At 76.8% G+C, this 15,983-nt stretch carries 3 protein-coding genes; all 3 read right to left on the bottom strand.

Annotation, left to right across the window (positions count from 1 at the left end; genetic code table 11):
- Nucleotides 1-16: 16 nt before the first annotated feature.
- The 3 genes from N5079_RS30685 to N5079_RS30700 are packed head-to-tail and all read right to left on the bottom strand — an operon-like array spanning nucleotide 17 to nucleotide 15,970.
- Complete coding sequence (locus N5079_RS30685) at nucleotides 17-1,951, bottom strand: HAD-IIIC family phosphatase (RefSeq protein WP_261587661.1); 1,935 nt, start codon at nucleotides 1,949-1,951, stop codon at nucleotides 17-19.
- Complete coding sequence (locus tag N5079_RS35410) at nucleotides 1,948-5,448, bottom strand: type I polyketide synthase (RefSeq protein ID WP_315967900.1); 3,501 nt, start codon at nucleotides 5,446-5,448, stop codon at nucleotides 1,948-1,950. Before N5079_RS35410 ends, N5079_RS30685 begins: the two co-directional genes overlap by 4 nt.
- On the bottom strand, nucleotides 5,441-15,970 hold the full coding sequence (locus N5079_RS30700; protein ID WP_261587662.1) for a type I polyketide synthase: 10,530 nt from the start codon (nucleotides 15,968-15,970) through the stop codon (nucleotides 5,441-5,443). The genes N5079_RS35410 and N5079_RS30700 overlap by 8 nt, the downstream gene beginning before the upstream one ends.
- Nucleotides 15,971-15,983 lie beyond the last annotated feature (13 nt).

Consider the following 15,983-nt stretch of genomic DNA (forward strand, 5'->3'; position numbering starts at 1 on the left):
CGGAGGTTTCCTCACCTTACGTCGTGGCACAGTCAACCTGAGGTAGCCTCAGATTGTCAACGCCTCGAGGGAGGACCACCCGGCCCTCGGCATGCAGCGTGAGATGGGCGGGCACGCCGACGATCTCGCCGAGGTCATGGACGAACCGCGACTCCGGCGGCGTCTCCCCCGCCAGGGCGAAGCCGTAGTGCGGGTAGAGATCGCGGACCTTGCCGTTCTTGGCGGTCGGCACGTAGCGGCCGTGGACCTCGGCGAAACCGGCCTCCCGGGCCGCGTGGAGCACCGCCGACAGCACTGCCTGCTCGATGCCGCGGGAGAAGACCCGGCAGCTCAGCAGGAAGTTCTCGATCACCAGGCCCTCCGGCCGGGCGCGCAGGAAGACCGCACCGACGACGCCGTTGCTCCCGAAGCGATCCGCCGCCGAGATCGCCAGCACCCGGGAGCCGGGCCGCTCCGCCCGCTCCCGGACCTCCTCCGGCGACAGGCGCTCGGTGGTGAGGTTGAACTGGTTGGTCCGCAGCGTGATCTGGGAGAGCCGGGCGGTCTCCCCCGGCTCCGCGGGGGCCAGCCGTACGGACACGTCCAGGCCGGCCAGGAACTCCTCGGCCGAGCCGGCGGCGGCGAGGAACTCCGAGCGCGCCGCCTCCTCGTGGTAGCGGCGGGTCCGCGCCCGGTCCTCCGCGGTGACCTCGGTCGTGGTGAACCACCCGTCGGCGAGCAGCGTCGTCGCGTGCAGCGCCGGATCGTCGCCCAGGTGGACCACGACGGTTTCCGGAAGCTCGGCCGCGACAGCGGCACACTCGTGAACGCTGTCGTCGGCGAAGACGACGCTGTCGCCGCCGAGGTTGAGGCCCTCGGTCAGCGCGCGCAGGTTCACCGGCTTGGGGCTCCAGTTGGCCAGGATCCGGACGAAGTCGTCCTCGCGCAGCAGCATGCCGGGGTGGTCGCGCAGGGCGGCGAGCACCGTGTCCCGGTCGTTCTTGCTGACCGCGGCGAGCAGCACGCCCTGGGAGGCGAGCTGCTTCGCCACGCCTTGGAAGCGGCGGAATGCCTCGCCGCGCGAGCCGTGCCCGACCTCGATGCCCTCCACGCCGTCGTCGCCGAGGATCCCGCCCCACAGCGTGCCGTCCAGGTCGAGGGCGAGCACCTTCCTGGCCCGTCCGGTCCTCGCCCTGACGAGGTGGCCCAGCTCCCGCGCGTACGCTCCGAGCAGTCCGTCGGACAGGTGCGCCCCGGCGTAGGTCTCGAAGCGGGGGTCGCTCAGCTCGGTCGCGGACGACAGCAGCGGGTCGACGTCCACCACGACCACGCGGTCGGCGGACGCGCCGAGCTCCAGCAGCTCGGCGTTGGCCCGGCGCCAGGCCGCGCCCAGCCGGGCCCGCGACCTGTGGTCGAGCAGCCGCGCCTGCCACACGCGGGGCAGCGGCACCGTGTTGAGCACGAGCGCCCCCGAGCCGCTCTCGCCGTACCGCGCGGCCAGCCCCCGCCACAGGGCGACCTTCCCGGCGAGCACGCGCTCCGCGTCCTCGACCGTGAACGGCACGCCCACCTCGTCGAACACGGTCGCGTGGTCGAGCACGCAGACCACGACGTCGGGCTTCTCGGCGTACAGCTCACTGCCCGGGTCGCCCAGCTCGAAGACGTACGAGCCGAAGCCGGTGAGCCGGACGGACGGCACGTATCCGTGGCGGGCCAGCTCGCCGACGAGCCCGACGCGCAGCGCCTCCAGCGTGCCGTGCCCGGTGACGGTCACCCGCACGGCCGGCAGCCGCGGGTGGAGCTCACGGGCGGCGTCCAGGTCGGCGCGGGCGAGCAGCCGCGCCGCCCGGGCGGCGTCCTCTGCGGACATCGCGGCGAGGAGCGGGCCCACCTCGTCGAAGCGCTCGGCGAGCGCCCCGTCCCGGTGCAGCCCGCGCAGCCGCGCGAGCGCGGCGGCGGTGTCAGTGGTCATCGGGGCTCCATGGCGTCGTGCTCGGATCGTCGGTGCGGGTCGCCGGCGCCCGGGCCGTCCGGCGGGAAGCTCGCGGGCGCCTGAGCGGTCTCGGCAGCTGGGGCGATCTCGGAAACCGAGGAGGCGAGCAGCTCGTCCAGGCGGGCCGCCAGCTCGTGGGCCGTGCGGTGGTCGAGCACCAGGCCGGGCGGGACGTTCACGCTGGTCTCGCGGGAGATCCGCCCGGCAATCTCCAGCGCGCCGAAGGAGGTGATGCCTGCCTGGGTGAGGTCGTCGTGCGGGCCGACCGCCCCGGCGGCATGCCCGAGGGCGCCGTCCACGGCAACGAGAACCATGGCCAGCAGCACGCCGTGCCGCTCCGCGGCGGGCACGCCGTCAAGCGGGGACGACGCCGGCGCCGGAATCTCGCCGGGCCCCTGCCCGCTCGCGTCGGACCGCCAGCGCCGCAGCGCCGCCACCACCTCCCGTACGACGTCGGGAGGCGCGGCGACGCCGCCGACGAGGGCGGCGAACCGCCCGGCGTCGAGGTCGTCCACGGCGCGCCACAGCTCCCGCTCGCGCGGCGAGCCGCCCCGGACGCCGTACGAGGGGGTGATCCAGTGACGCTCGTGCCGGAAGGGGTAGGTCGGGACGGCGGCCGGGTCGGCGGCCGGGCCCTCGCCGATCACCTTCGCCCAGGGGACCGCGACGCCCCGCGCGTACGCCTGGGCGAGCGCGCGCAGCACCGAGCGGGCCTCGGCCGACGGGTCGCGCACCAGCGGGATGGCGGCGACCTCGCCGCTCTCCTCCGCGAGGCAGTCGGCGACCATCCCGGACGTGGTGGCGTCGGGGCCGATCTCCACGAAGGTGTCCACGCCGAGGGCGCGCAGCGCCCGCACGCCGTCATGGAAGCGGACCGGTTCGCGCACCTGGGCGGACCAGTGGTCCGGCGCGGCCAGTTCCTCGCGCGTCGCGACCCTCCCGGTGCGGGTGGAGACCAGCACGGCGGCGGGCTCCCGTACGGTCAGGGCGCGGGCGGCCTCCGCCAGGCCGGGCAGCGCGGGGTCCATGTGCGGCGAGTGGAACGCCTGGCTCACCGCGAGGGGCTTGGTTCGCACCCCTCGCGCCCGCCAGCCGGCCGCCAGCCTGCGGACGGCGGCCGCGTCCCCGGAGATCACCGTCGAGCGGGGGCCGTTGACCGCGGCCACCGCGACCAGGCCTTCCACCTCCTTCAGCGAGGCGGCGACCTCCGACTCCGGGGCGCGCAGCGACACCATCGCGCCGCCCTCGGGAGCCGCCTGCATGGCCAGGGCGCGGGCGACGACCAGGGACGCCGCGTCGTCGAGCGAGAGGGCCCCTGCGGCGTGCGCCGCCGTGAGCTCCCCGATCGAGTGGCCGAGCAGCGCGCCGCCGGTCAGGCCCAGGTCTTCGGCCAGCCGGAACATGGCGAGCTGGGTGGCGAACAACGCCGGCTGGGCGAACTCGGTGCGCCGCAGCAGCGCGGCCGTCGGCGACCCCTCGGGGGCGGACACCACCTCGGCCACACCCGGACCGTCCGCGCCGCGCAGCGCGCGGGCGCGGTCAAGGGCGGCGCAGGCGGCGTCGAACGCCTCGGCGTACGCGGGGAACCGCCGGCGCAGCTCCCGTCCCATGCCGGGGCGCTGGGTCCCCTGCCCCGAGAACACGAAGGCCACCGCGGGGGCGGGCCTGGCGGCGCCGACAGGCGCGGCGGGCGCGGCCAGCGCGTCCAGCTCGCGGGACAGCTCGGCGGCGTCCGCGCCGATCGCCACAGCCCGGTGGCGGAACGACGAGCGGGCGCCGATCAGCGTCCGCGCCACCGCCGCGAGATCGACCCCCTCCCCGCCGTGGCTCGCCCTCTCAATGGCCGATCCCGACCTCTCCGCGCCTCCGGCAACCCGCTCCCCGGCCGCTTCCGCGCTCTCCCCGGTCGCGTCGAGGCGCTTCCCGAGCGTGCCTCCGGCACGCAGGAGGTCGCGCAGGCGTGCGGCCTGGGCGCGCACCGCCTCGGAGGACCGGCCCGACAGCACCCAGGGTACGGCCACCGGTTCCCCACCCGGTTCCGCCTGCCGCTCCTCGCCGAATCCAGGCTCCGGCGCAGCCCCGATCTCTCCGCCCGACGCCGAGGGCTCGGGCGCGGGGGGCTCGGGCGCGGGGGGCTCCTCGACGATGAGGTGGGCGTTGGTCCCGCTGATGCCGAAGGAGGAGACGCCCGCCCGGCGGGGCCGGTCGCCTCCGGGCCAGGGCCGGGGCCGGGTCAGCGGGGCCACGCCGCCCTCGTCCCAGTCGACCAGCGCGGACGGCTCGTCCGCGTGCAGGGTCGCCGGAAGCGTCCCGTGCCGCAGCGCCTGGACCATCTTGATGACCCCGGCGACCCCGGCGGCGGCCTGCGTGTGTCCCAGGTTCGACTTCACCGAGCCGACCCACAGGGGCTCCCGCCGTCCCGGGGCCGTGCCGTACGCCTCGATGAGGGCGCCCGCCTCGATGGGATCGCCGAGGGCCGTCCCGGTGCCGTGCGCCTCGACGGCGTCCACGTCCGCCGGGGCCAGCCCCGCCGCCCGCAGGGCCGCCTCGATCACCTTCCGCTGGGCGGGGCCGCTCGGCGCGGTGATGCCGTTGCTCGCCCCGTCGGAGTTGATCGCCGACCCGCGGATGACGGCGAGGACCGGGTGGCCCGCGCGCAGGGCGTCGGAGAGGCGTTCCAGCACCAGCATCCCCGCGCCCTCGCCGAAGCCCGTGCCGTCGGCCGACCGGGAGAACGCCTTGCACCGGCCGTCCGCCGCGAGCCCGCCCTGCAGGGCGAACTCCATGAACACCCGGGGCGTGGCCATGACCGTCGCCCCGCCGGCGAGCGCCAGGTCGCACTCGGACGCCCGCAGCGACCGTACGGCCAGGTGGATCGCGACGAGCGAGGACGAACACGCCGTGTCCACCGTGAGGGCGGGCCCCTCGAACCCGAAGGTGTAGGCCAGGCGGCCCGAGGCCATGCTGGTGGCGTTCCCGGTCATCAGGTAGCCCTCGGCCTCGGGCGGCACGCCGTCCAGGGGCGGGGCGTAGTCCTGGTAGATCACCCCGGTGAACACCCCGGTCCGGCTGCCGCGCAGCGAGGCGGGGACGATGCCGGCCCGCTCCAGGGCCTCCCACGACACCTCCAGAAGCTGGCGGTGCTGGGGGTCCATCGCGGCGGCCTCGCGCGGCGCGATCCCGAAGAAGGCGGCGTCGAAGCCCGCGGCGTCGTCGAGGAACCCCCCGGCTTTCGTGTGCTCGTGCAGTGCCGGATCCCAGCCGCGGTCGTCCGGCGGCTCTCCCACCGCGTCGGCGCCCTCGGCGACCACCCGCCACAGGTCCTCGGGCGAGTGGACGCCGCCGGGGAACCGGCAGGCCATCGCCACCACGGCCACCGGCTCGGGTTCGATCAGGGCCGCAAGCTCCCGCTTCACCCGCGTGAGCTCGGCCGTCGTCCACTGGAGGTACTCGACCAGTCGCTTCTCGTCAGACATGCCGCCGTCCCTCGGATCGGAGCTCGGAGTCGATGAACCGGAACAGCTCCTCCGCGGTCGCCGGGATCTCCCCGCCGCTCACGGAAGCGGGGGGAGCCGCGAGCGCCGGGACCGCCGGCTCCCGGTCGTCCGGGCCGCCGGGGCCGTCCGGGACCAGGCGGCCGAGCAGGTATTCCGCCAGGGCGTCCGGGGTCGGGTGGTCGAAGACCACGGTGGCCGGCAGCCGCAGGCCGGTCGCCTTGCCGAGCCGGTTGCGCAGCTCGACGGCGGTCAGCGAGTCGAACCCGAGCTCCCGGAAGCTGCGCTGCTCGCCGGCGTCGTCCCCGGGCGCCCGGCCGAGCACGGCCTCGACGTACCGCAGCACCGTCTCGTTCGCCAGCGCGCGCCGCCGCGCGGGCTCCGCCGCGGCGAGCAGGCCCGGCAGGTCGGGGGCCGTCCCCGCCGGAGCGCTCGCCGGGGACGCGTCCGCGCGGGCGAGCCCGCGCAGCGGCGCGGCGAGGTCCGGTACGGCCGCCAGCCTCGCCGGGTCGAGCCGTACGGCCGCTAAGGCCGGGGCGGCCGCGTCCAGCGCCGCGTCGAGCAACGCCAGGGCGTGCTCCGGCGCCATCGGCAGCAGGCCGGAGCGCGCCATTCTGGCCCGGTCGGCCGCCGAGAGCCCGCCGGTCATGGCGCTGTCCGACCGCCACAGGCCCCACGCGACGGAGGTCGCCGGGAGGCCCTCGCGGGCCCGCCGAGCGGCCAGGGCGTCGAGGAAGACGTTGGCCGCCGCGTAGGCCGCCTGGCCCGCGCTGCCGACGATCCCGGCCGCGCTGGAGAACAGCACGAACGCGGCGAGGTCGAGGTCCCGCGTCAGCTCGTGCAGGTGCCAGGCGCCGTCGGCCTTCGGCCCGAGCACGGCGTCGAGCCGTCCGGCGTCAAGGGTGGCCAGGGTGGCGTCGTCGAGGACGCCGGCCGCGTGCACCACGGCCGTCAGCGGCCGCTCGGCGGGCACCTCGCCGAGCACGCGGGCCAGCGCGGCCCGGTCCGCGACGTCAGCGGCGGCGACCGTCAGCCGCGCCCCGAGCGCGTCCAGCTCGGCGCGCAGGTCCTCGGCTCCGGGAGCCCGCTCCCCCTGCCTGCTCACCAGCAGCAGGTGCCGTACGCCGTGCCGCCGGGCCAGGTGCGCGGCGACCAGCCGTCCCACGCCGCCCGTGCCGCCCGTGACGAGGACCGTCCCCTCGGGGTCGAGCGGGCGGGGGATCCGCAGCGCCACCTTGCCGACGTGGCGGGCGAGGCCGAGGTGCCGTACGGCCTCGGGGGCGCGGCCGGTCTCCCAGGCCGTGACCGGGAGCGGGGCGAGCACGCCCTCGGCGAAGAGCCCGGCGATGTCGGCGAGCATGGCGGCGATCCGGTCCGGCCCGGCCTCGGCCAGGTCGAAGGCCCGGTAGAGGACGCCGTGCCGGTCGCGGATCTCGCCGGGGTCGCGCACGTCGGTCTTGCCCATCTCGACGAAGCGGCCGCCTTTCGCGAGCAGCCCCAGCGAGGCGTCCACGAACTCGCGGGCCAGCGAGTTGAGCACGATGTCCACGCCCCGGCCGCCGGTCGCGGCGAGGATGGCCCCGGCGAAGGACAGGTCGCGCGAGTTCGCGACACGCTCGGGCGGCAGGCCCGCCCGTTCCAGGTACGGCCACTTGGCGGGACTCGCGGTGCCGAAGACCGTGAGCCCCCAGTGGCGGGCGAGCTGGATGGCCGCGCCGCCCACGCCACCCGCCGCCGAGTGCACGAGCAGCCGCTCACCGGGCCGCGCGGCGGCGAGGTCGCGCAACGCGTAGTAGGCCGTGAGGAACACCGCGGGCACGGTCGCCGCCTGGGCGAACGTGAGCCCGGCCGGGATCGGCGCGAGCAGGCGGTGGTCGGTGACGGCCGACGGCCCGATGCCTCCGGCGACGAGCCCCATCACGCGGTCTCCCGGCGCGAGGCCGGTGACGCCGTCGCCGACCTCCAGGACGACCCCCGCACCCTCGGTGCCGAGGTCGGCCGCGCCGGGGTACATGCCGAGGACCAGCATCGCGTCGCGGAAGTTGAGCCCCGCGGCCCGCACAGCCACCCGCGCCTCGCCGGGCCCGAGCGGCCGGTCCTCCACGGGCCGGCACACGAGGTCCTCGGCGACGCCGCCCTCCCCCGCCTCCAGTCGCCAGCCGCCGCGCGGCCGTACGAGGTCGGGGCGGCGCGGGGCCAGCCGGGGCGCCAGCGGACGTCCGTCCCTGAGCGCGGTCTGCGGCTCCCCGGTGGCGGCGGCGTCGAGCACCGCGGCGAGCGGGGCGCCGCCGTCGTCCACGAGGACGATCCGGCCCGGCTCCTCGCTCTGGGCGCTGCGGACGAGGCCCCACACGGCGGCGCCGTCGAGCGCGCCCACCGGGTCGCCGGGGGCGACGGCGACCGCGTCCCGGGTGCGTACGACGAACAGCGTCCCGGCGAGCCGGGCGTCGGCGAGGCCGCGCCGCAGCGTGCCGAGCACCTCCAGCAGGGCCGTCCTGACGGCCTCCGGCACGCCGCCGTCCAGTGGAGCGGCGGGCGCGGTGATCAGCAGCACGCGGGGGGCGGGCGCCCCGGCGTCCAGGGCCGCGAGCGCCGCGTCCAGGCCGGGGAAGTCCGCGTCCGTGGCGCCGAGCACCCAGGCGTGCTCGCGCGGGACACCGGAGCCGGGGGTCACCGGCTCCCAGACGAGCTCGTACAGCGAATCACCGCCGGAAGCGGCGGCGAGGTCGGCCGGGTCGGCCGCGCGGAACGTCACCGCGTCGACCGACGCCACCGGCGCGCCGTCCGCGGCGGCCAGTTCGACGGCCACCGCGTCGTCGCCCGCCCGGCGCAGCCGCACGCGGACGGTCTCCGGGGCGCGGCCGTACGCGGTGAATCCGCGCCACGTGAAGGGCAGCCGTACGGCGCCGTCGTCGGGGAACAGGCGGGCGGGGGCGAGGGCGTGCAGGGCGGCGTCCAGCACCGTGGGGGCGAGGCGAAAGCCGGCGGGGACTTCCAGGGAGACCTCCGCGACGACGTCCTCCCCCGACCGCCACGCCGCCCGCAGGCCCCGGAAGGCCGGGCCGTAGCGGTAGCCCATCGCCGCCAGGTCCTCGTACAGCCCGTCGACGGGCAGGGGGACGGCCCCGGCCGGCGGCCACGCTCCCCCGAGGGATCTCCCGTCCGGGCCCGCGGACACGGCGGACCCGGGCACGGCGGGGGCGAGGACGCCGGCGGCGTGGGTGGTCCACGGCGCGCCGAGAGGGTCGTCGGCGGCGTCCGGGCCGGAGGCGGGCCGGGCGTGCAGGCCGATCTCGCGCCGCCCGTCCGGCCCGGCCGGTCCCACCGTCACCTGGATCTCCGTCACGCCGGACGGCTCCAGGATGAGCGGCCGGGTCAGGGTCATCTCCTCCACGCGCGGCGCGCCCACCGTCCCCCCGGCGAAGGCGGCCAGCTCCGCGAGCACCGCGCCGGGCACCAGGACCGTGCCCTCCACGGCATGGTCGGCCAGCCAGGGGTGGTCGCCGAGCCCGAGACGGCCGAGCAGCAGCACGCGGTCCTCCCCCGCCGGCCGCAGCACGGCGTCCAGCAGCGGATGGGCGGCCCGGCGGGCCCCCGGCACGGCGGCCGCGGTCCGCACCGGCGCGTCCAGCCAGTGACGACGCCGGTCGAAGGCATAGGTGGGCAGGGTGGGAATCGGCCGTGGCGCGCGGCTCGACGGCCCGGCGAGCAGGTGGGCGCCCCAGTCGACCGGCACGCCGTTGACCCAGGCCTCGGCCACCGAGACCAGCACGCGGCGCAGGCCGCCGTCCTCCCGCCGCAGGGTGCCGACCACGGCGGGCGAGTGGGCCTTCGGGTGCGCATCGAGAATCTCCTGGACCCCCATGCCGACCACCGGGTGCGGGCTGACCTCGATGAAGACCTCGCGCCCGGCCGTGAGGGCCGCCTCCACGGCCGGCTGGAGCAGCACGGGGCTGCGCAGGTTGCGGTACCAGTACGCGGGCCGTCCGAAATCGGTCTCCCCGGCGGGATCGACCCTCTCCCCGGTCACCGTGGAGAAGACGTCGGCCTTGTACGCCGGCACCGGCGCGGGCTCGGGCAGCACCTCGAGCAGTTCCGCCTCCAGCGGCTCCACCTGGGGAGAGTGGGAGGCGTAGTCCACGTCGACGAGCCGGACGCGCACGCCCCGCTCCTCCAGTTCGCGCCGCAGGCGGTCCACCGCTCCCGCGGCCCCCGCGACGACGGTGGCGGCGGGCCCGTTGATGGCGGCCACCGCGATCCCGGCCACCTCGCCCTCGGTCGCCTCGATGGCCTCCGCGACCGCGTCCGCCGGAGCGGCGACCGACAGCATCGCGCCCCCGCCGGACAGCGCCCGCAGCGCGCGGCTGCGCAGCGCCACCACCGCCGCCGACTCCTCCAGCGACAGGGCCCCGGCCGTGAGCGCGGCGGCGATCTCGCCCTGGGAGTGCCCGACGACCGCGGCGGGCCGTACGCCGAAGGACTCCCAGACCGCGGTCAGGCCGGTCATCGTGGCCCACAGGACGGGCTGGACGACGTCGACCCTTCCCAGGTCGGCGCCGTCGAGCAGGGCCTCCCGCAGGGACCACCCGGTGACCGGGTCGAGGGCTGCGGCGCACTCGGCGATCCGGGCGGCGAAGGCGGGCGACTCCTCGATCAGCGCCCGGGCCATGCCGTCCCACTGCGCGCCCTGGCCGGGGTAGAGGAAGACGGGCCGGCGGGTTTGCCTGGCGTACCCGGTGACGGCGGTCGCGGCGGGCGTCCCCTCGGCGACGGCGGCGAGCCCCTCGACCGCCTCCCTGATGTCCGAGGCCACGACAACCGCCCGGTGCCCGAACTCGGCCCTGGTGCGCACCAGTTCCGCCGCGACGTCGGCCAGCGGGACGCCGGGGTGCCGTTCCAGGTACTCGGCCAGTTTGCGCGCCTCGCCGCGCAGCGCGCCCGGCGACTTGGCCGACAGGACCAGCGGGACCGCGGCGGCGGGCACCGGCTCCGGCCGGGCTTCGGGTACGGCGTCCGCGGCGGGCGGCTCCTCGACGATCACGTGGGCGTTGGTGCCGCTCATGCCGAAGGCCGAGACGCCGAAGCGCCGCAGGCGGTCCCCGGCGGGCCAGGGCACGGCCTCGGTGAGCAGTTCGAGCCCGCCCGCGTCCCAGTCCACGTGGCGCGACGGGCCGTCGATGTGCAACGTGCGCGGCAGCGTCTCATGCTCCAGCGCGAGGACCATCTTGATGAGGCCGCCGACCCCGGCCGCGGCCTGGGTGTGGCCGATGTTCGACTTGAGCGATCCCAGCCGCAGCGGCGGGCGGTCGCCCCTGCCCGCGCCGTACGTGCGCAGCAGGGCCCGCGCCTCGACCGGGTCGCCGAGCGTGGTGCCGGTGCCGTGGGCCTCGACCGCGTCCACGTCGGCCGGGGACAGCCCGGCGGCGCGCAGCGCCTCCTCGATCACCCGCTCCTGGGCGGGGCCGTTGGGGGCGGTGAGGCCGTTGCTCGCGCCGTCCTGGTTGACGGCCGTCCCCTTCACGACGGCGAGCACCGGGTGACCGTTGCGCCGCGCGTCCGACAGCCGCTCCACGAGCAGCAGGCCGACGCCCTCGCTGAAGCCCGTCCCGTCGGCCGCGTCCGCGAACGCCCGGCACCGGCCGTCGGGCGACAGCCCGCGCTGGCGGCTGAACTCGACGAACGTCGCCGGCGTGGCCATGAGTGTCGCGCCGCCGACCAGGGCGAGGTCGCACTCCCCATCCCTCAGGGCCCGTACGGCGAGGTGGAGGGCGACGAGCGAGGACGAGCACGCGGTGTCCACCGTGATCGCCGGGCCCTCCAGGCCGTAGGTGTAGGCGATCCGGCCGGACGCCACGCTCCCGGCGCTGCCGGTGCCGAGGTAGCCGCCGTGCTCGCGGGGGTCGTCCTGGGCCCGCGCGCCGTACTCGGTGTAGATGAGGCCGACGTAGACGCCGGTGCGCGAGCCCCGGAGGCGGGCCGGGTCGATGCCGGCGCGCTGGAACGCCTCCCACGACGTCTCCAGGAGCAGCCGCTGCTGTGGGTCGGCCGCCCGCGCCTCCCGGGGGTTCAGCTCAAAGAAGTCGGCGTCGAAGTCCGCGGCGTCGTGGATGAAGCCGCCGTGGCGGGCGTAGGACGTGCCCGGGATGTCGGGGTCGTCGTCGAACAGCGCCGCGAGGTCCCAGCCGCGGTCGGCGGGGAACGGCCCGATGGCGTCGCCGCCCGCCTCCAGTAGATCCCAGAGCCCTTCGGGGGTGGTGATGCCGCCGGGATAGCGGCAGGCCATGGACACGATCGCGACGGGCTCGTCCGCCACTTCGCCACCGCGCCGCTCCGGAACCGCCGGGGCCGCGGCGGTGGCGGCTCCCGTCAGGGACTCGCCCAGATGGTGAGCCAGGGCACGCGGAGTGGGATGGTCGAACACGAGCGTGCTCGGCAGGCGCAGGCCGAGGGTGCGGCCCAGGTGGTCGCGGAGTTGCACGCCGGTCAGCGAGTCGAGCCCCAGGTCGCGGAAGGGCCGGTCGGGACGTACCTCCCCGGCCGAGTCGTAGCCGAGGATCCCGGCGACCGCCCGCGCCACCAGGTCGAGCAGGCGATCCTCCCGTTCTCGCGCGCTCAGGCCGTCCAGGGCGGCGTACGCCCCGGCGGCCGTCGCGGGAGAGACGTCGTTCCCGGAGGTCCGGCTCTCCAGGGCCTTCAGACGCAGCCCTGGGGACACGGCGGGGGACGCCTCGCGGTCGGCCTCTTCCGGTGCGGCACGTACGCGGACCTCGTCGGCGGTCAGCACGACCCTGCCGTCGCGGTCGGAGAGAAGCACGGAGAAGGTGTCCGGGCCGCTCCTGCCCAGCCGCGCCCGCAGCGCCCCCGGGGGGCCGCCGGGCGGCGCGTACGCTCGCACGCCGCTCCAGGCGAAGGGCACGACGACCTCGAACGGGCCGTCATCCAACGTCACACGGTCCAGGAAGGCGGCCTGCACCGCGCCGTCCAGCACGGCGGGATGCAGCGCGAAACCCTCCTCCCCCGAGGGCGGCACCGCCGCCTCTCGCGCCGGGGCGGCCGACGCGTAGACCGCCAGCTCGGCGAACAGCTGGCCGTCCCGCCGCCAGGCGGCGCGCACGGCGCGCAGTGCGGGGCCGTAGTGCACCCCCGCCTCGGCCAGCCGGTCGTACCCGGCCGCCGCGTCGATCGGCTCCGCGCCCTCGGGCAGCCATTCGACGCTCGAGACGTCCGGCCGCGCCTGTCCCGTCCCGACCGGCTCCGCGCCGGCGGCCCTGTCAGGGGGAACCTCCGCGCTCAGGAAGCCGGAGGCGTGGAGCCGCCAGGCACCCGCAGCGTCACCCTCGCCCGTCCTGGCGTGGATCGTGAAGGTGGCGCCGCCCGGCGCGTTCTCCACCTCGAGCTGCACCTGGACGGGGCCCGCCGTCTCCACCGGGGCGACGAGCGTGACGTCCTCCACGACGGGCAGGCCCACCCTCTCACCCGCCGCCAGCGCCAGCTCGACCAGCGCGCTCCCGGGCAGCAGCTCGCGCTCCCCCAGCCGGTGTTGCCGCGCCCACCCCCCGGCCGGCAACGCGCCTGAGAACAGCACCCTCCCCCCGGCGGCGTCCTCGACGGCGACGCCGAGCACGGGGTGGCCCGTCAGGGGAAGGCCGATCGGCCCGGCGGGCCCTGCGGTGACGGTGTCCAGCCAGTACCGCCGCTCCTGGAAGGCGTACGTGGGAAGGTCGAGCACCTGCCCCGCCGCGAACGGACCCCACTCCACCGGGACGCCGGCCGCGAACAGCGATCCGGCCGAGGTGAGCAGCCGGTCGAGCCCTCCGTCGTCGCGGCGCAGCGTGGCCACCACGTCCGCCTCCACGCCGGCCTCCTCGGCCGTGTCCCGCAGCGGCGCCGCCAGCACCGGGTGCGGGCTGACCTCCAGGAAGCACCGGTGGCCCGCGGAGATCAGGGCGGCCACGGTCTTGCTGAGCCGCACCGGCTCGCGCAGGTTGTCGTACCAGTACGCGGCGTCGAGCGTGGCGCCGTCCAGCTCACCGGCCACCACGGTCGAGTAGAAGGGCGTGCCGCCGGACCGGGGGCGGATCCCCGAGAGGCGGGCGAGCAGGGTGTCGCGCAACGGCTCCACGGCGGGCGAGTGGGACGCGTAGTCCACGGGCACGAGCCGGGCCCGTACGCCCTCGGCCTCGCACCGGGCGACGAGCTCGCGCACCGCGTCCGCCTCGCCCGACACGACGGTGGCGGAGGGCCCGTTCAGGGCCGCGACCGCGACGCCGTCGAGGTCGCCGAAGCGGCGGCGGACCTCGGCGGCCGGCAGCTCGACCGACGCCATCGCCCCGCCGCCCGCGATGTCCGCGATGGCGCGGCTGCGCCGGGCGACCAGGGCCGCGGCGTCGGCCAGGTCCAGGACGCCGGCCGCGTACGCCGCCGCGATCTCGCCCTGGGAGTGGCCCACCACCGCGGCCGGTTCGACGCCGAGGGAGCGCCACGCGGCGGTCAGCGAGGCCATCACCGCGAACAGGGCGGGCTGCACCACGTCGACCCTGCTCAGGAGGTCGGCCGCGCCGCCCTCGGGCGAGGTCACCACCTCGACGAGATCCCAGTCGACGTGCGGGGCGAGGGCGGCGGCGCACCGCAGCATCTCCTCCCGGAACGGCTCGGAGGCGGCGAACAGCTCGCGGGCCATCCCGGCCCACTGGGACCCCTGGCCGGGGAAGACGAACACCGGCCACGCCGGAGCCTGCGCCTCCCCCGCCACGGCATGCGGGGACGGCAGGCCCTCCTCCAGAGCGGCCAGTCCTCCGGTCAGTCCGCGCACATCCGTCCCCACCACGACCGCGCGGTGCGCGAGGTCGGCCCGCGCCGTACGCAGCGTGTGGGCGACGTCGGCGGGGTCGGCGCCGGGGTTGTCCTCCGCCCACTGCCGCAACCGGCCGAGCTGGGCACGCAGGGCCCCCTCGGTGTGCCCCGACACCGTCCAGACCACCGGCCGCCCCGCACCGGGCACCTCCGGCGCCGCGCCGGACGTGGCCTCCTCGGAGGACGGGGCCACCGGTGGGAGGGCGCCCCCCGCGCCGGACCTACCCTCGCCCGGCCTCCCCAAAGGGGAGGGCCTCCCGGTCTCGGCCGGAGGCTGCTCGACGATCACGTGGGCGTTGGTGCCGCTGATGCCGAAGGAGGAGACCGCGGCCCGGCGGGGGCGGTCCCGATCGGGCCAGGGACGGGCGGCGGTGAGCGGGGCGAGACCGCCGGCGGCCCAGTCGACGTGCGAGGTGGGCTCGTCGATATGCAGGCTCGGGGGGAGCACGCCGTGCCGCATGGCCAGCGCCATCTTGATGACGCCGCCGACACCCGCGGCCGCCTGGGAGTGCCCGATGTTGGACTTGAGCGAGCCCAGCCAGACCGGATCGCCGGCCGGGCGGGCCCTGCCGTACACCTCCATGAGCGCGTTGGCCTCGATGGGGTCGCCGAGGCCGGTGCCGGTGCCGTGCCCCTCGACCGCGTCCACCTCCTCCGGGCCGAGACCGGCGTCGGCGAGCGCGGCCCGGATGACACGCTGCTGCGCCGCGCCGTTGGGCGCGGACAGGCGGCTGCTCGCGCCGTCGGAGTTGACCGCGCTGCCGCGCAGGACCGCGATGATCGGGTGGCCCCTGCGCCGGGCCTCCGACAGCCGCTCCACGAGCACCAGGCCGACGCCCTCGGCCCAGCCGGTGCCGTCGGCCGCCGCGGCGTACGCCTTGCACCGGCCGTCGGGGGCGAGCCCGCGCTGGCGGCTGAACTCAATGAACGTGGCGGGGGTCGCCATGACGGTCGCGCCTCCGGCCACGGCCAGGTCGCAGTCCCCCCGGCGGACCGCCTGCGCGGCGTAGTGGAGGGCGACCAGCGACGACGAGCATGCCGTGTCCAGGGTGACGGCCGGCCCCTGCAGGCCGAAGGCGTAGGCGATGCGGCCGGAGGCGATGCTCCCCGCGCTGCCGGTGCCGATGAATCCCTCGAACCCCTCGGGGGCGCGCACGTGGCGGGACCCGTAGTCGGAGTACATCACCCCCACGAACACCCCGATCCGCTCGCCCGACAGCCCGCGCGGGTCGAGCCCGGCCCGTTCGAAGACCTCCCAGGCGGACTGGAGGAGCAGGCGTTGCTGGGGGTCGACGGCCAGGGCCTCGCGCGGGCTGATGCCGAACAGCTCCGCGTCGAAGTCTGCCGCGTCGTGCAGGAACCCGCCCTCGGAGGCGTAGCTGGTGCCCTCCCGGTCCGGGTCGGGGTCGAACAGCTCGTCGAGGGGCCATCCCCGGTCGCGGGGGAAGGGGGTGATCGCGTCGGTACCCGACTCGACCAGCCGCCACAGGTCCTCGGGCGTCCGCACGCCGCCTGGGTAGCGGCAGGCCATGGCGACGATCGCCAGCGGCTCGTGCTCGGCCTGTTCGAGCCGCTCCAGCTCGGCGCGGGCGCGCAGCAGGTCGGCCGTGGTCCGCCGGAGGTAGTCGCGCAGCTTGTCTTCATTCGCCATGGATGAACCGCTC

The organism is Planotetraspora sp. A-T 1434, assembly GCF_025420585.1.
GTDB lineage: Bacteria > Actinomycetota > Actinomycetes > Streptosporangiales > Streptosporangiaceae > JAOEGB01.

Excerpts from the sequence above, each read along its gene's own strand:
- N5079_RS30685 (WP_261587661.1), bottom strand. The coding sequence starts at position 1,951 with ATGACCACTGACACCGCCGCCGCGCTCGCGCGGCTGCGCGGGCTGCAC.
- N5079_RS35410 (WP_315967900.1), bottom strand. The coding sequence starts at position 5,448 with ATGTCTGACGAGAAGCGACTGGTCGAGTACCTCCAGTGGACGACGGCC.
- N5079_RS30700 (WP_261587662.1), bottom strand. The coding sequence starts at position 15,970 with ATGGCGAATGAAGACAAGCTGCGCGACTACCTCCGGCGGACCACGGCC.